Raw genomic sequence first — 16,459 nt, 5'->3', positions numbered from 1 at the left:
ATTTTGAAACGGCAGGGTAAGGTTTATTACCGTTGTTGCAGAAAACACCGGGAAAGATACGTCACTGCCTGTTATTAAACGGAAAACCATGCCTGACAGCATTGTTTGTACAGACGGTTATAAAAGCTGTAATGTGTTGGCTGTCAGTGGGTTTACTTATCACCGAATCAATCGTTCAGGGCTTTTTGCAGGCCGTCAAAACCACATTGATGGTATTGAAAATTTCCGGAATCAGGTAAAGCGCATTCTACGGAAATAGAACGGAAACCTTTCCCTTTATTCCTGAAGGAATGTGAATTTCGTTTTAACTTTGGCGCACCAAAAGGGCAGCTTAAAGTCTTGCGGTTTTGGTGTGGTATTTAAGGCTGTGATCTGATACAGCCCCAAAATCAAACCAATACTGCGTTGGCGGTAACGGTTGTCCTGCCGGTCGTTTTGCGGGCATTTTGCTTTCTGGCTTCATGTTGTTCCCTGGCATACAAGTCATCGTATTCGCTGCTCATGCCGTATCTGTCCAATTCATGCTTGACGGTGGCGCTGCCGGGCCTTATGGCACAGGTGCTGCTGTTTTTGAACGGCTTGCGGTCTTTGCTCCCGAGTCTGGTGTGCCCTAGCGGATGGCAATCTTTCTTGTCAGGAAAGGCGGCATGATGCCGCATGCTTTCCTTTTAGAAAGTTGTTGCACTTGCGATGGGAATTCTAAGGGCCTTTATCCAATTTTGCCACTAAACTCTGTATAATGGATCCGTTTTAAGGAAAGGAAAATCAAATGTGGTTTAAGCAACTCAGTTTTTACCCTTTGAATAAGGAAAAACTGCCTGAATTGGAGGCTTTGGCAGAAAAACTGGGGGAGGCGGAGTTTACCCATTGCCAAGGTTTGGATTGGTTCAGCGAAGGCTTTGCCGCACCGGTTTCTTTTTCGCCGGAATTGGTTTTTCCGGCTGATTACACTTGGCGCGTGGCCTTGAAAAAAGAAGAAAAAGTCTTGCCTGCGGGTGTCATCCGCGATATTTTGGACGACAAGGTTTTGGAAATCCAAAATAACGAAGGTCGCAATGTCGGCCGCAAGGAAAAGCAGGAATTGAAAGACATCATCACCGATGATTTGCTGCCGCGCGCGTTTACCCGCTCCAGCCGTACGCAGGCGGTGTTGGATACGCGGCATGGTTATTTGCTGGTGAACAATGCTTCTTCTGCCAAAGCGGAAAATCTGTTAACCAAATTGCGCGAAGCCTTGGGTGGTTTGGAAGCGAACTTACCCAATACCAAGCAGTCCCCTTCTTCGCTGATGACTTCGTGGCTGCTCGACGGCCATTGTGAAGGCGGTTTTGAGTTGGACAGCGATTGCGAACTCAAAGGCATCGGCGATGTGGTGCCGACGGTGAAAGTATCCAAGCAGGATTTGACCGCCGATGAAGTGGTTCAGCACGTCAAAAACGGCAAAACCGTAACCCAATTAGGCTTGGTGTGGCGCGAGCAGATTGCGTTTATCCTGACGCAGGATTTCACGTTCAAGCGCATTCAGTATTTGGATGTATTGCAGGAAGAAGCGGAAAACAACGGCGACGATGCCGCCGCCCTGACCTTTGCGTCGCAAATTTTAATGACCGAAGCCCTCAGTATCATGCTGGAGGAATTGGTTTCGTATTTGGGCGGCTGGCAGGAATAATTTCAGGCGGCCTCAGATTTAAAAGGCTGTCTGAAAAATAAAACCAAATTGATACCTGATGAGGTTAAACCCTACCCGATAAGGGTTTCAAAACAGATATGAAAACAGAAATTGACGGCTACCGCGCGCCAATGGTAACCGCCATCGGCATTATTTTAGGTTTCGTGTTGGCCTTTATGAGCAAATGGGCAACCGAGCCGGGAACAACGCATAAAAGCGATTATCTGGTATTGATTGGGCTACTGATCGGTATCGTGTTGCTGATTACAGCCTTATACCGTATTTTGAATAACCGCGTTGCTGATGCCGACCAAGCCCATTATTATGGCCGTACCTTGCAAATTTTCATGGTCGGACTGGTGTGTTCGTTTATCGGCACGCTGCTGGCCATTATCCAGCAATTACTGCTGTAAACTATCTTTCTACTTACAGGCAGTCTGAAAAACAGGAATTTATCATCTTGAAATATATTGCTTTATTAGCTATCGGCTTGAGCGTTTCCCTACCTGCCTCCGCCGAAATCATCAATAATTATCAAAATAAAGGCTGCCGCTACGAAGGCACGGTTAAAGACGGCAAACCGGAAGGGCAAGGAAACTGGCAGTGTCAGGACGGCCGCAGCTATAAGGGCGGGTTTAAGGCCGGTAAATTTGACGGCAAAGGCGTATATGTTGCCAATGTCGGCAACAATACCATATTTTTAGAACCGTTTAATGTCAACAGTACCAAGATCAAAGGCATGACCCTGAGCGGCCGCTTCCAAAAAGGCGTGGCGCATGGCAGCTTTAATGTATCGCAAAACGATAAACTGCTGTTTATCATGAAGTTTGACAAAGGTATGATACAGGAAGTCAAACTGCCGAAAGCGGCGAAAAAATAATTCAGACGGCCTTGCAAGGCCGTCTGAACCCCTATTCAAAATTTTCAAGGAATCCCGACATGAGCATTAAATCAGACAAATGGATTCGCCGCATGAGCGAAGAACACGGCATGATCGAGCCGTTTGAGCCAAACCAAATCAAGGAAGTCAACGGCCGGCGCATTATTTCATACGGCACCTCCAGCTACGGCTACGACATCCGTTGCGCCAACGAATTCAAAATCTTCACCAACATCAACAACACCATCGTCGATCCGAAAAATTTCGACCCGAAAAACTTCGTTACCGTCGAAGACGACTGCTGCATCATTCCGCCCAACTCATTCGCGCTCGCGCGCACGGTGGAATATTTCCGCATTCCGCGCAATGTATTGACCGTGTGCTTGGGCAAATCGACCTACGCCCGCTGTGGCATTATTGTGAACGTCACCCCTTTTGAACCGGAATGGGAAGGCTGTGTCACGCTGGAATTTTCCAACACTACCCCGCTGCCGGCCAAAATCTATGCCGGCGAAGGCGTGGCGCAAGTGCTGTTTTTTGAAAGCGACGAAATTTGCGAAACATCTTACAAAGACCGCAACGGTAAATACATGAGGCAAACCGGCGTTACCCTGCCGAAAACCTGATGACAAATGCCGCAGTTTGGCTTAGAACCAGATTGCGGTATTTTTTCAGATGGCCTCAAAAGAAAAACCGTACAACCGATTCATACCTTTCCAGGCCGTCTGAAAATCAATCGGTTCCGATTGGCAACAATCATAAAGCGTAAACCCATTTTACGCCCCATTCCCACTGCCTGCTGAATTTTCTGCCTGCTTGGGCGGTGTTGGCGCATCGGTTTCTGCCCGCAAATCGGCCTACCTTTGCCGCCACGCTTAGATGGCGTTTAAAACCGAAAACCGTGTCGGTTTGGCGGCTGTGGCGTTTCCGAACCCGCCGCCTGACAGGCCTGACATATCACAACGATTTGCCCGACCTTCAGAAAAAGCCTTACAGGATACGCTTACACAGACACCACTGTCCGGCCATGAAGCCTACGAAGCGTAGGTTTGAAAGCTGCATTCGCCGGCGCCAACCCACGCAATGGCCTACTCATAAAAAAACAAGATGCAGATTCTGATGCGTTTGGCGACAGTAGAAGAAACGGCAAAATCCGGCGGGCGGAAGAAATCGAAAGCATGAGCGGGGAAACGGCGTTACACCTGACAGATAAGGTTCGTCCATATGCCGATGCCACACGGCAGAACGTGCAAAACAATATTCGAAAACAGTGGAAACGCCTGCACAATCCAAGCATCAGCAAAAGCTTGCGGATAGGCTGAATCATTCGTTTTTAAACTCAAGCGGCCGAAAGGCCGTCTGAAAATTTTCAGACGGCCTTTCGGTAATGAATTTATCTCGGTAAATAAATCATCGGATCAACTGCTTTGCCGTTAATCCGCACTTCAAAATGCAGCTTCACCTGATCGGTATCGGTGCTGCCCATATTGCCGATGGGTTGGCCGGCGCGCACGTTTTGGTCTTTTTGCACCAAAATATTGTCATTGTGCGCATAAGCCGTGATGGTCGATGTATTGTGGCTGAGCAAAATCAATTTGCCGTAGCCGCGTACGCCTTCGCCGGCATAGACGACCATACCGTCAGCAGCAGCTTTCACAGCCTGACCGCGATAGCCTGAAATATCAATGCCTTTGTTGCCGGCACCGTTGTAACGCCCGACAACGCCGTTGCGGCCGTTATCCACCGGCCATTGCAGTTGCAGGTGGTTGACCGGTGTCACCGGACGCCCGGCAGAAGGATTGGCAGCGGCATTGCGGCGTATGCGCAATACCCGGCCGACTTCGATTTTGGAAGAATCGGCCAAATTGTTCCATGCAGCCAAGGTTTTAACGCTTTGGCCGTAACGTTTGGCAATGCGGTATAAGGTATCGCCGGATTGAACGCGGTAATAACCTTGTGGAACCGGTTTGGATTGGTTGGAAGCACAGGCGGCCAAAAGTACCGCCATGCTGGTAAGCAAAATCGTTTTGCATCGGATTGGAATTGTGATCGGTGTCTGTATTTTCATAAGGGATAAGGATACCAAATCCGCCGCTTGTCCGCCATGACCACTTTTACGCGTGATGCCGGCGTGTTTGGCAACAAGCATATTCAGACAAAATCATGCCAAGCCGTCTGAAAAGCCTGTCAACGAGTGTTTTCATACGCTCGAATGGTTTGCGCCACGCTTGGGAACACAAAAAATCCAATCCTGAAACCGCTTGCGCAAACCTTGGTTTTTAACATTCTGCTTACTTATTTTTACTGCTATATCAAGCTTACCCTTTTTCACATTTTAAAACCTTGAAAGGCGGTTCAAACACCTTTATGTTAATATCTCAAAACAACATTTGAAATCCATGAGGAACCAACCATGCAATTTTTAGGTATCGGCTTTTTGGTACTGCTCTTTTTAGAAATTATGTCGATTGTCTGGGTTGCCGACTGGCTTGGCGGCAGCCTGGCCTTTTTGCTGATGATCGCCAGTTTCGCCCTCGGCATATTCATGTTGCGCCGCACCGGTATGTCGGGGGTATTGGTGGCGGGGGCAGCCATGCGCAGCGGCAAAGATATTTCGATGTACCAGCTTTTGTGGCCGATTCGTTTCGCACTGGCCGGTTTATTGCTGATAAGCCCGGGTTTCGTTTCCATGACCATTGCGCTGATTTTGCTGTTGCCAATTAAAGGCAAACCGATTGCCGACATGAGCGTGCATACCGCCACATTCGACCCGAACCGCAGACAAAATCCGTTTGCCGGGCAATCCGCACAATCCAAAGACGACGACATCATCGATGCCGAATACACCACCGTTACCCGCGTCGATCCGCATAGCAAAGCCAAAGACTATATCGAACACAAACCCGATTAATCCACCCTATCCCCGACAGGCCGTCTGAAAATGAATAAATTTTTCAGACGGCCTGTCTATTTCCAGAGCGGCAATGTTATACTTAAGCGATTATTGACTGACACTGGGTGCTGTGTTTTGCGCCCGCCCGAACACGAGAACAAGATGAGCGAGAACAAGATGAGCAGAATCCAGCAGACTTTTGCCGATTTAAAGGGCGACAAAGCCTTGATTCCCTATATCACCGTAGGCGACCCCGACACAGATATCACGCTTGCCCTGATGCACAGCTTGGTTGGAAACGGTGCCGATATTTTAGAATTGGGCGTACCCTTTTCCGACCCGATGGCCGACGGCCCGACCATTCAACGTGCCGCCGAACGCGCCTTAAAAAATCATGTTTCGCTGAAAGATGTGTTGGCCGTTGTGCGCCGTTTCCGCGAAAAAAATACCGCCACCCCAGTAGTATTGATGGGGTATCTCAATCCGATTCACAAAATGGGTTACGAAGCATTTGCCCACGCTGCCGCCGAGGCGGGTGTTGATGGCGTGTTGACCGTGGATTCGCCGATAGAGACCATCGGGCCGTTGCAAAAAAACTTAGAATCCCGCGGTATCGACTGTATTTTCCTAATCGCGCCAAGCACCACCGAGCAACGTATTCAAACCATCGCCAACCTGGCCGGCGGCTTTGTGTATTACGTTTCCTTGAAGGGCGTAACCGGTGCGGCCAGCTTGGATACCGATGAAGTTTCGCGTAAAATAGAGCTTTTGCGTAAATATATCGACATTCCAATCGGCGTCGGCTTCGGTATCAACAATACCGAAAGCGCGCGCAAAATTAGTGCCGTTGCCGATGCCGTGATTGTCGGCAGCCGCATTGTCAAAGAAATCGAAGACAACCCGGGCCGCGAAGCAAAAGCGGTCGGTCTCTTGGCGCAAGAGTTAAAAAACGCCATCCGTTAAGCCAGACACCGGCCTGAATCCGGGCCGTCTGAAAATCCCTTAGGAGTCATCCATGAGTTGGTTAGATAAAATCCTGCCACCCAAGATCAAACGCGACACAGCCGAAAATTCATCTTCTACCGTACCGGAAGGCTTGTGGCACAAATGCCCTTCTTGCGCCGCCACCATTTATTCTTCCGAACTGAAACAAAACGATATGGTCTGCACCAAGTGCAACTACCACAATGCTTTGTCCGCCCGCGAACGCTTGGGCATACTGCTGGATGAAAACGGCCGCGAAGAAATCGGCGCACACGTCAAACCGACCGATCCGCTCAAGTTTAAAGACAGCAAAAAATACCCCGACCGACTGACCGCTGCGAAAAAACAAACCGGTGAAGACGATGCTATGGTCGTTATGAAAGGCACGATGAACGGTTTACCTGTGGTGATTGCGGCGTTTGAATTCCGCTTTATCGGCGGTTCGATGGGTTCGGTTGTGGGTGAACGCTTTGTGCAAGGCGTGCGCCGTGCCGTGGCCGATAATTGTCCGTTTATCTGTGTGGCCGCTTCAGGCGGCGCACGTATGCAGGAAGGCGTGAATTCATTGATGCAGATGACCAAAACCAGTGCCGCGCTGCATTTGCTGACTGAAAAAAGCCTGCCGTTTATTTCCGTGCTGACCGACCCGACCATGGGCGGTGTGTCTGCCAGCTTTGCCTTTTTAGGCGATGTGGTTCTGGCCGAACCGAATGCATTAATCGGCTTTGCCGGCCCGCGTGTAATTGAACAAACCGTGCGCGAAACTTTGCCGGAAGGTTTCCAACGTGCTGAATTTTTGTTGGAAAAAGGCGCAATTGACCAAATCGTTGACCGTCGCGACATGAAACAGCGCATTTGTGATTTGATTACCTTGCTGACCCGATGCGGCAAAATTACTACAGTATAAGCCGTAACCGATATAACAAGAGCCGTCTGAAAACCACGGAAAATATCCGACCGGCTTTCAGACGGCCTTTTCCTGCCCTCACGATTTACAATAACGCGCGGATATCCCCTTCAATTTCAGACGGCTTAACGCTTGGTGCAAAACGCGCCACAACTTCGCCGTTGCGATTGACCAAAAACTTGGTGAAATTCCATTTGATGTCGCTACCTTCACGCTTCTCACCGATGGAAGCCAGCTTCAGCAATAAATCTTTAAATACATGATTGCCTTTATCTTCCGGTTTTTCAGATTTGAGATAGGCATAAAGCGGTGCGGCGTTCTCTCCATTGACATTGATTTTGTCGAAAATCTTGAATTTTGTACAGAATTTCATTTGGCAGATTTGGGCAATTTCCCTACTGCTTTCCGGTGCCTGCTCGCGGAACTGGTTACACGGGAAATCCAAAATTTCGAAGCCCTGCCCGGCATATTGGTCATACAACGTTTGCAATTCTTCATATTGCGGCGTCAGGCCGCAACGGGTAGCAGTGTTCACAATCAGCAATACTTTGCCTTTGTAATCGCCCAAGTTCACTTCTTGGCCTTGTGCATTTTTTACCGCGAAATCGTAAATTTTCATCTTGCCACCCTCGGATTGGAATGCTTTTACTATAAGGCCGTCTGAAAACAAATACAAATTTCAGACGGCCTCGATAAAAAAACACCGCTTTCAAAGCGGTGTTTTCAAACGCATAAATTATTTTACTTACGCAGACCCAAACGGGTAATCACGTTGCGGTAAGTTTCAGGTTTGGTACGGCGCAGGTAAGTCAACAGACGACGGCGCGCGCTCACCATTTTCAACAAACCGCGGCGGCTGTGATGGTCTTTGGGGTTGGCTTTGAAGTGGGGAGTCAAATCGTTGATGCGGAAAGTCAACAATGCAACTTGTACTTCAGAAGAACCGGTATCGCCTTCTTTACGTTGGAAATCTTTAACAATTTCTGCTTTTTGTTCTACGGTCAATGCCATGACGGAATACTCCAAAAAATAAAAAGAACCTTTAAGGTTCGGACAAGTTTGCCAAGCCGAAACTGATGCAAACTCCTGATATCTTTTTATAAAGATGATCTGATTATGCCATATTTTGAATGGTATTGCACGTTTTAATTGCAGCTTTGCGGTTTTACAGGCAAAAAAGTGGCGATGCCTTACGGCATCGCCCAAGCTGCTCTGGTGATATAAAACGCCAAAAAAACTTTATTTCACGGATGCGGCACAGCGGAAACCTAAATTGTGCAGGCCATATTTGGATTGCAGGCTGGTACGGATACCGAAGCGCAGGAATGCGGCATAGTTGGTCGGATCGGTCGAGCCTAAAGATGCGCCGCTGCAAAACAGCGAGCTGTCTGCCGAACCTGAGTTCAACTGGCTGCTGTTGAAGTCTTCCGTCCACTCCCAAATCAGGCCGTGCATGTCGTGAAGACCATAATAATTGGGGGTACCCATCCCGACATTGCGCAAACCGTTGCGGCCGCCGTCGGCATACCAATCCAAGATGGTGCGGTTGTAGCTTTCTTCACTGGAACCATTTTTCTGAGTGGCCGATGCCAAGCCGGCTAATTCCCATTCGTCGATAGTCGGCAGGCGTTTGCCTTGTGCCGTGCAGTAGGCATTGGCGGCAAACCATGATACGTTGGTCACCGGATATTTCATTTCATTAGGCTTAGGCGCGTAAACATTACTGCCGGTTCGGTTCCAATGCTTCAAGTAAGTCGGCTCGACTTGTTTTTTATTGGCTCTGCCTTTTTGCCACTGCGGATGCTTTTTCACAAACTCGGCAAATTCGGCATTGGTGACCGGATATTTGTCGATTTTAAATGCTTTGACACGAATCATCGGGGTATCTTTTTTCAGATACAGCGGGCGGTAGCTGCCGGCCTCAATATTGGCCATATCTGCCGCTATTGTACCGCCACAGGCCAATAAACTCATCACGAAGAATGAAATGGTTTTCATGGTGTGTGCCTTTATGATTATTGTGGAAATTCATTTTTCAGACGGCAATGCTTTTACGGCCGAAACCATCTGAAAAACAAACTTGGGTCAGCAGGCCGTCTGAAACGTTTCAGACGGCCTGAACCTGAATTTATTTGGCTTTGATTTCCGCCACTTCGGCAGCAGACACTTGACCGCCGTTATTGCCAAAACTGTTCAAAACATAGGTCACGACATTGGCAGCATCTTCATTACTCAAAGGCACAGCAGGCATAATACCGTTGAAATCTTTACCATTTACTTTAACCGCACCGTTAACGCCTTTGGTGACGGCATGAACCAGTTTGGTCTTGTCTTTGGCGAAGTAATCGGATTTTTCCAACGGTGGAAATATCCCTTCTACACCCTTACCTTCTGCTCCATGACACGCCATGCAATTGGAATCATAAACTGCTTTACCCAATTTGATTTGCTCGTCTTGAGACAGTCCGACAGGGGCGGCAGCTTCTGCGTCAGGCTCTGGTTCGACCCCAGGTATACCGCTGGCGGCCGGAACAGATATTTCAGCAGGTGCAGGCGTTTCGGCAGCAGTCTGTCCAACGGCGGTTCGTTCGGCATACTCCGGTACTTCGACTGTTGACGCAGGTTCTGCCGGCTTTCCAGCTACAGGTTCTGAACCTGAACAAGCTGCCAATATGAATACGGATGCCAATAAAGCTGCGATGGTTTGACGTTTCATGGTGGTATTCCTTTTGCGTTGACACGCTGTATTGTTATATTTATATGTTAAAGAGCCACTTATCCCAGTTTCCAGCCAAGATAACAGTGGCTCTTTAATAGCTTTACTGCTTTTAAGTTGCTACGGATCAGTACGCATTTTTCGGTGCTGAAACATTGGTCGCAGAAACTGCAGCAGTTGCAGGAACATCAGCAGGTTTATACTCGGTATCGCTCAGTTTTTTCGTCATAATTTCAGGGTGTTCTTCACCTTCTACTTTCAATTGACCCAACGCGCCTTTGTTGAACGCGCGGAAGATAGAGTGGTCAACCAGCGTGTAACTGCCCGGGATATCCACTTTAAATTCTACGATAGCCGCACCACCGGCAGGAATGGCCGTACTTTGTACGTTTTCGTTAATCAGTTTGCCGCCTTCAACATACACTTTGTCGAAAATTTCGCCAATAACGTGGAATGATGATACCAAGTTAGGACCACCGTTACCTACGTACATACGCACGGTATCGCCGACTTTGGCTTTCAGTGCGTTGTCACCGGCAATCGCACCAACGTGACCGTTGAATACAACGTATTCGGGCTGCTCTTTCACCGCTTTATCCATATCGAAAGCTTGCAGGCCTTGTGCGCCATACTTACCTTTGGTGTAGAAGTCACCTTGAACAACGTAGAATTCTTTGTCCACTTTCGGCAAACCTTCTTTAGGTTCGACCAAAATCAAACCGTACATACCGTTAGCAATGTGCATACCGACAGGGGCAACCGCACAGTGGTAAATGTACAAACCGGCCTGCAATGCTTTAAAACTGAACGTAGAAGTACGGCCGGGAGCGGTAAAGGTTGCTTCGGCGCCACCGCCCTGTCCGGTTGCAGCGTGGAAGTCAACGTTGTGCGGAACGGTAGAAGAAGGATGGTTGGAGAATTCAACCTCTACAGTATCCCCCTCGCGTACACGAATCATCTGACCCGGAACGTCGCCGTTGAATGTCCAATAATGGTAATCCACACCGTCGGCCATTTTCATGGTTTTTTCTACGGTTTCCATTTTCACACGTACTTTTGCAGGGTGATCACGATCAATTGCAGGCGGTACTTCAGGTGCATGAGTCACAACCGCGTCAATAACCGGCAGTTCCCCAGCAGGGGTTTCAGCGGCAGCGGATTGCCCAACAGTTGAAGTGGCAGGTGCAGCTGCTTCGGCAGTGGCAGCCGGTTTTTCAGCTGCTTGCTGACCGCAAGCAGCCAAAGCGAATACAGAAGCAATGATTGCAGCTAAGGCTTGGCGTTTCATAGTGATTTCCTTTTTGAAAAAATGTTAATTGATTTGTTGTTTGCAACCATTATGTAGCCTTATGAATTTACGTATCTTGACTTAAATCAATTAATTCATAAAATATGCACTTTTTAATTAAAAATTAATTTCAAACCATTACTTTTCACGTCAAAATTAACTATATAACGTTAAATTTTTCAGTCACATTCTGCTTAGTTCTTATGCGAAGAATAAGCTTAAAATATCTTAAATTTAATTTATATCAACCTTTTAACTACAAATAAGTATAGAAACCGTTTTACTAAACTATAAATCATGCTACAATCTTTAACATTCATATTTAATGAATGATAATAAGCCATTTACCATTTACCAAAACAAGGAGTACTAAAAATGGGACAGTACAAGAAACTTTGGCTGCTGCTGATTGCAGTGCTGACAGTCTGTTTCACCATTCTTGGTTATATGGGTAGCGAGATCTATAAAAAAGCACCTCCCTACCCTGAACGAGTCGTTACCACCTCAGGCAAAGTATTAATGACGAAAGACGACATCTTAGCCGGCCAATCCGCTTGGCAAACCACTGGCGGCATGGAAGTCGGTTCCGTATTGGGTCACGGCGCATACCAAGCACCCGACTGGACGGCAGACTGGCTGCACCGCGAGCTGACGGCTTGGTTGGACCTGACCGCCCAAGCTGATTACGGCAAAAATTTCGATAAATTGACCACTGAAGAGCAAGCTGTTTTGAAAACCCGCTTGCAAGATGAATACCGCGTTCAAAGCGCAGTGAAAGAAGACGGTTCAGTCATTATCAGCGAAACTCGTGCGAAAGCCATCGAAACCATTCTGCCTTACTACCACGGCGTTTACGGCGATGATCCTGCGCTGCAAACAACCCGTGAACACTTTGCAATGAAAAACAATACATTGCCAAGCAAAGAAGCGCGTGAAAAATTGTTCAACTTCTTCTTTTGGACTTCATGGTCTTCTTCGGCCAACCGTCCTGACGAAAGCTTTACCTACACCAACAACTGGCCGCACGAACCTTTAATCAATAACGTGCCGACTACTGAAAACTACATGTGGTCGTTCACCAGTATCGTTCTGTTGCTGTTGGGTATCGGTTTACTGATGTGGGGTTACTCATTCCTGACCAAACATGAAGAAGTTGAAATCCCGGCTGAAGATCCGGTGGCGAAAATCGCGCTAACGCCTTCTCAAAAAGCCTTGGGTAAATACGTATTCCTGACTGTTGCGTTGTTCTGTGCACAAGTCTTGTTGGGCGGTCTGACTGCGCACTATACGGTTGAAGGCCAAGGTTTCTACGGTATCGATAAAGCCTTAGGCATTGAAATTTCCGACTGGCTGCCCTATTCCTTGGTCCGTACCTGGCATATTCAATCTGCGATTTTCTGGATTGCTACAGGTTTCCTGACTGCGGGTTTGTTCTTGGCACCGATTGTCAATGGCGGTAAAGACCCTAAATTCCAAGTGGCAGGCGTGAACTTCCTGTATATCGCTCTGTTTATCGTGGTCGCAGGTTCGTATGCCGGTAACTTCTTCGCCTTGTCACACATCATGCCGCCTGAATTCAACTTCTGGTTCGGCCACCAAGGTTACGAGTACTTAGATTTGGGTCGTTTCTGGCAACTCCTGCTGATGGTCGGTTTGCTGTTGTGGTTGTTCCTGATGTTGCGTTGTACCGTAAACGCCTTCCGCGAAAAAGGCACCGACAAAAATCTGTTGGCAATTTTTGTCGCTTCTATGGTCGGCGTAGGGGTATTCTATGCACCGGGCTTGTTCTACGGTGAAAAATCTCCGATTGCCGTGATGGAATATTGGCGTTGGTGGGTGGTTCACTTGTGGGTAGAAGGTTTCTTCGAAGTATTTGCCACTGCCGCCTTTGCGTTCATTTTCTACAACATGGGTTTTGTACGCCGTAGCACCGCAACTGCTTCTACGCTGGCGGCCGCTGCCATCTTCATGATGGGTGGTATCCCGGGTACACTGCACCACTTGTACTTTACCGGTTCGACCTCTGCTTCTATGGCCATCGGTGCATGTTTCTCTGCGCTCGAAGTGGTACCATTGGTATTGTTGGGTCGTGAAGCTTATGAGCATTGGTCTTACCAAAACACTACCCAATGGGCAAAACGCCTGCGTTGGCCGCTGATGTGTTTCGTTGCCGTGGCATTCTGGAACATGATTGGTGCCGGTGTATTCGGCTTCCTGATTAACCCGCCGATTTCCTTGTTTTACATCCAAGGTCTGAACACCACTGCAGTGCACGCACACGCGGCCCTGTTCGGCGTATACGGTTTCTTGGCGCTGGGCTTCGTATTACTGGTTGCCCGCTACATTAAACCTGAAGCCCAATTTGACGACAAACTGATGTCTTGGGGCTTCTGGCTGCTCAACGGCGGCTTGGTGGGCATGATTGTCATCAGCCTGTTGCCGATTGGTGCGATTCAAGGCTATGCTTCCGTATCACAAGGTTTGTGGTATGCCCGTAGCGAAGAATTCCTGCAAATGGAACTCTTGGATACCTTGCGCTGGGTTCGTACAGCAGCTGACTTGGTGTTTATCGGCGGTGCATTCTGCATCTCATGGCAAGCCACCAAAATGGTATTCGGCCGCAGCAAAAATAATGCTTGAGCGCCGACTCCAAAGGCCGTCTGAAATATTTCAGACGGCCTTTTTTAATGCTTCAAAACCATTCTTGAATCGGTCATTTGATGCTTTATTTCAGACGGTTTGAGATTTTTGAAAAATCGATTATCTTCCTTCTGTAAATTAAGCATCACCCACACCGGCCGACAACTTTTCAGACAGCCTTTTCTGCTATAATGCCTCATCCCAACCCTTACGGCGACATCACCATGTTTACCCAAGCAGCCAAAGAACTCACCACCATCCGCGACATTTTGCGCTTTGCGGTCAGCCGCTTTAACGACGCCGGGCTTTTCTTCGGCCACGGCTCAGACAACGCCCATGACGAAGCTGCTTATCTGATTTTACACACGCTGAATTTACCGCTTGACACGCTCGATCCTTACCTCGATGCCAAGCTGCTCCAAACTGAAAAAGAAGAAGTATTGGCACTCATCGAACGCCGCGTAACCGAGCGTCTGCCCGTTGCCTACCTCACCAATCAGGCATGGCAGGGTGATTTTGACTTTTACGTTGACGACCGCGTCATCGTGCCGCGTTCCTTTATCTATGAATTACTGGGCGATCCGCTCACCCCTTGGATTGAATATCCCGAATTGGTTAACCGCGCGCTCGACCTTTGCACCGGCAGCGCCTGCCTGGCCATTCAGATGGCACATCACTACCCTGCCGCCGAAATCGATGCCGTCGATTTAAGCCTGGATGCACTGGAAGTTGCCGCCATCAACGTTGAAGAATACGGCTTAGAAAACCGAATCAACCTGATTCACACCGACTTATTCGAAGGATTGGAAGGCACATACGACTTAATTGTTTCTAACCCGCCATACGTCGATGCCAAATCTGTCGATGCCCTACCCGACGAATACTTACACGAGCCCGAATTGGCACTGGGCAGCGGCCGGGATGGCTTAGATGCCACCCGTGAAATCATTTTGCAAGCCGCCAAATTCCTCAATCCGAAAGGCGTATTATTGGTGGAAATCGGCCACAACCGCGACGTACTCGAAGCCACTTATCCCGAACTGCCGTTCACCTGGCTTGAAACCAGCGGCGGCGACGGCTTTGTTTTCTTGCTGACCCGCGAACAATTATTAGACGGAGAGTAATCCACTTGATACAACAAGGCCGTCTGAAACTTTCAGACGGCCTTTCGTTTATTCCGGCTTTTTCGCCAACATGGTCACGAATTTGAACTGAATCGGATTGCCGAATTCATCTTTGGCATGCACGGCACCTAATTCTTCCTTGTATTCAACCAGCTCCCAATCCCGATAATATTCGCGTAATTCGCCTGCGCGGAATTTAAACGGAAACGGCATAGGACATGGGAAATCTTCGGTATCCACCGCCGAGACAATCAAGTTGTGGCCGCCCGCTTTGGTACGCTTTTTCATGTTGGCAATCACTTGCGGGATGAAACGCGGCTGAAGGAACATCATCACCACGGATGCTATGATGTAGTCAAAATCATCCTGAATATTTGCAGCATTTAAATCGTATTCAAATGCGTCAACATTCAGCCCTTCGCGTTTAGCCAATTCCCGCACGTTTTGTACCGCCATCGGGTCATTATCGACAGCGGTCACATCAAAACCTTGCAACGCGAGATACAACGCATTGCGGCCTTGTCCGCAGCCCATGTCTAGCGCTTTGCCCAACGGCACAATGTTTTCCGCGGCACGTACGGCGGAATGGGTCGCGCTCATACCGTATTTTTTTATGGAAGTAACCGGCGGCTTGACAGTAAAATCCGAGTTGGATTTCGATACCATCCGTTTGCGGTTGGATTTTGTGCCATTGCTGCGGCTCAATCAGCCAACTACCGTTCTCGGACGTAAGTTCGTGTTCGGCCAAAGTTTCGCCGTTTTCCGACAATTCATAAAATTTCAGACGGCTTTTTCGAATCTCCAGCCTGCCCCATGCTCCCGCTTCCGTATTATGCTGATTCAGCCAGGCTTCGGGAATAGTACCGGCCCCAAACCGGCAATTGCCGGTAGCAGAATAATGCTTGTAGCGCGCTCATACGGTTGGTTTCCTTTTTAAAAACATCTACATTTATACATATACTTGTTTATTTTAGGTACTTGTTTATTTTAGGAGCTGACGTAGATTAACTCCAAATACCACACCAAATTCGCAAAATTTTAAGCTGCCCTTTTGGTGTACCACAGTTAAAACGAAACCCGCATTCTTTCCGGAATAATGGAAAAGATTTCCGGTCAATTCCATTCTATTTCCGTAGCATGCGCTTTGCCCGGTCCAAAAATTTTCCATCCCGTCGATGTGGTTTTTCCGTCCTACAAAATGCGTACAGTGACTGATACGGTGACAAGTGGGTTCACCCACGTCAAACACATCACGGCTTTTGCAGCAATCGGGATAAACAATGCCGCCAGGCAATGGTTTTCATTTAATAACCGGCATAAAGTTACCTTTAACGACAACGGTTAAACCTTACCCTGTC

The 16,459-nt window shown here is 48.2% G+C and carries 18 protein-coding genes and 3 pseudogenes; 12 read left to right on the top strand and 9 right to left on the bottom strand.

Annotated features, from left to right (window positions below; genetic code table 11):
- Nucleotides 1-363: pseudogene (locus C7N83_RS09160) on the top strand (transposase); the annotation flags it as partial.
- Between the two features lie 26 nt (nt 364-389).
- On the opposite strand, the gene C7N83_RS09155 reads toward C7N83_RS09160, so the two are convergent.
- The gene (locus C7N83_RS09155) at nt 390-659 is read right to left on the bottom strand and encodes a hypothetical protein (RefSeq protein WP_106742176.1); all 270 of its coding nucleotides are present in this window, start codon (nt 657-659) and stop codon (nt 390-392) included.
- A 110-nt stretch (nt 660-769) separates the two neighbouring features.
- Here C7N83_RS09155 and C7N83_RS09150 point away from each other — a divergent pair, with 110 nt between their 5' ends.
- The 6 genes from C7N83_RS09150 to C7N83_RS09130 all read left to right on the top strand — a co-directional run bounded on the left by C7N83_RS09150 (nt 770) and on the right by C7N83_RS09130 (nt 3,871).
- Entirely contained in the window at nt 770-1,669 is a 900-nt protein-coding gene (locus C7N83_RS09150) for a recombination-associated protein RdgC (protein WP_106742175.1), read from the top strand.
- Between the two features lie 98 nt (nt 1,670-1,767).
- Nucleotides 1,768-2,082 (top strand): hypothetical protein, encoded by a 315-nt coding sequence (locus tag C7N83_RS09145; protein WP_106742173.1) that lies wholly within the window; start codon nt 1,768-1,770, stop codon nt 2,080-2,082.
- Nucleotides 2,083-2,126: 44 nt separating this feature from the next.
- On the top strand, nt 2,127-2,549 hold the full coding sequence (locus tag C7N83_RS09140; protein ID WP_106742181.1) for an MORN repeat-containing protein: 423 nt from the start codon (nt 2,127-2,129) through the stop codon (nt 2,547-2,549).
- Nucleotides 2,550-2,608: 59 nt separating this feature from the next.
- On the top strand, nt 2,609-3,175 hold the full coding sequence (gene dcd, locus C7N83_RS09135) for a dCTP deaminase (protein ID WP_106742172.1): 567 nt from the start codon (nt 2,609-2,611) through the stop codon (nt 3,173-3,175).
- Between the two features lie 253 nt (nt 3,176-3,428).
- On the top strand, nt 3,429-3,596 hold the full coding sequence (locus C7N83_RS14830; RefSeq protein ID WP_170064875.1) for a hypothetical protein: 168 nt from the start codon (nt 3,429-3,431) through the stop codon (nt 3,594-3,596).
- Nucleotides 3,597-3,598: 2 nt separating this feature from the next.
- A complete protein-coding gene (locus C7N83_RS09130) occupies nt 3,599-3,871 on the top strand; it encodes a hypothetical protein (protein ID WP_106742170.1) in 273 nt (90 codons plus the stop codon).
- A 71-nt stretch (nt 3,872-3,942) separates the two neighbouring features.
- Here the strand turns inward: C7N83_RS09130 and C7N83_RS09125 are convergent, their stop codons facing one another.
- Nucleotides 3,943-4,617, bottom strand: coding sequence for a peptidoglycan DD-metalloendopeptidase family protein (locus C7N83_RS09125; protein WP_106742180.1), 675 nt, complete (start codon nt 4,615-4,617; stop codon nt 3,943-3,945).
- Between the two features lie 345 nt (nt 4,618-4,962).
- Here C7N83_RS09125 and C7N83_RS09120 point away from each other — a divergent pair, with 345 nt between their 5' ends.
- The 3 genes from C7N83_RS09120 to accD all read left to right on the top strand — a co-directional run bounded on the left by C7N83_RS09120 (nt 4,963) and on the right by accD (nt 7,333).
- Entirely contained in the window at nt 4,963-5,460 is a 498-nt protein-coding gene (locus tag C7N83_RS09120; RefSeq protein WP_106742169.1) for an FxsA family protein, read from the top strand.
- Between the two features lie 159 nt (nt 5,461-5,619).
- Complete coding sequence (gene trpA / locus C7N83_RS09115) at nt 5,620-6,405, top strand: tryptophan synthase subunit alpha (protein ID WP_106742178.1); 786 nt, start codon at nt 5,620-5,622, stop codon at nt 6,403-6,405.
- A gap of 52 nt (nt 6,406-6,457) precedes the next feature.
- Nucleotides 6,458-7,333 carry an acetyl-CoA carboxylase, carboxyltransferase subunit beta gene (accD, locus tag C7N83_RS09110; protein ID WP_106742167.1) on the top strand — a complete coding sequence of 292 codons (876 nt, stop codon included), beginning with the start codon at nt 6,458-6,460 and terminating at the stop codon, nt 7,331-7,333.
- Between the two features lie 85 nt (nt 7,334-7,418).
- Here accD and C7N83_RS09105 read toward each other — a convergent pair whose 3' ends face one another.
- The 5 genes from C7N83_RS09105 to nirK all read right to left on the bottom strand — a co-directional run bounded on the left by C7N83_RS09105 (nt 7,419) and on the right by nirK (nt 11,337).
- The gene (locus C7N83_RS09105) at nt 7,419-7,952 is read right to left on the bottom strand and encodes a glutathione peroxidase (protein ID WP_106742166.1); all 534 of its coding nucleotides are present in this window, start codon (nt 7,950-7,952) and stop codon (nt 7,419-7,421) included.
- A gap of 122 nt (nt 7,953-8,074) precedes the next feature.
- Complete coding sequence (rpsO, locus tag C7N83_RS09100) at nt 8,075-8,344, bottom strand: 30S ribosomal protein S15 (protein ID WP_106742164.1); 270 nt, start codon at nt 8,342-8,344, stop codon at nt 8,075-8,077.
- A 228-nt stretch (nt 8,345-8,572) separates the two neighbouring features.
- Entirely contained in the window at nt 8,573-9,331 is a 759-nt protein-coding gene (locus tag C7N83_RS09095; RefSeq protein ID WP_106742163.1) for a formylglycine-generating enzyme family protein, read from the bottom strand.
- 130 nt (nt 9,332-9,461) lie between these two features.
- Nucleotides 9,462-10,049 (bottom strand): c-type cytochrome, encoded by a 588-nt coding sequence (locus tag C7N83_RS09090; protein ID WP_106742161.1) that lies wholly within the window; start codon nt 10,047-10,049, stop codon nt 9,462-9,464.
- A gap of 127 nt (nt 10,050-10,176) precedes the next feature.
- A complete protein-coding gene (gene nirK, locus C7N83_RS09085; RefSeq protein WP_106742160.1) occupies nt 10,177-11,337 on the bottom strand; it encodes a copper-containing nitrite reductase in 1,161 nt (386 codons plus the stop codon).
- Nucleotides 11,338-11,712: 375 nt separating this feature from the next.
- Here nirK and C7N83_RS09080 point away from each other — a divergent pair, with 375 nt between their 5' ends.
- The gene (locus C7N83_RS09080; RefSeq protein ID WP_106742158.1) at nt 11,713-13,977 is read left to right on the top strand and encodes a nitric-oxide reductase large subunit; all 2,265 of its coding nucleotides are present in this window, start codon (nt 11,713-11,715) and stop codon (nt 13,975-13,977) included.
- Between the two features lie 224 nt (nt 13,978-14,201).
- On the top strand, nt 14,202-15,101 hold the full coding sequence (gene prmB, locus C7N83_RS09075; protein WP_106742156.1) for a 50S ribosomal protein L3 N(5)-glutamine methyltransferase: 900 nt from the start codon (nt 14,202-14,204) through the stop codon (nt 15,099-15,101).
- Between the two features lie 48 nt (nt 15,102-15,149).
- On the opposite strand, the pseudogene tehB reads toward prmB, so the two are convergent.
- Both tehB and C7N83_RS16095 read right to left on the bottom strand, forming a co-directional pair.
- Nucleotides 15,150-16,018 (bottom strand): annotated as a pseudogene (gene tehB, locus C7N83_RS09070) (SAM-dependent methyltransferase TehB).
- Nucleotides 16,019-16,105: 87 nt separating this feature from the next.
- A pseudogene (locus tag C7N83_RS16095) lies at nt 16,106-16,401 on the bottom strand (IS1595 family transposase); the annotation flags it as partial.
- Between the last annotated feature and the right edge of the window lie 58 nt (nt 16,402-16,459).

Origin of the sequence: Neisseria iguanae, from assembly GCF_003013245.1 — a bacterium.
GTDB lineage: Bacteria > Pseudomonadota > Gammaproteobacteria > Burkholderiales > Neisseriaceae > Neisseria > Neisseria iguanae.
This window is presented reverse-complemented; position numbering and strand designations above follow the sequence as displayed.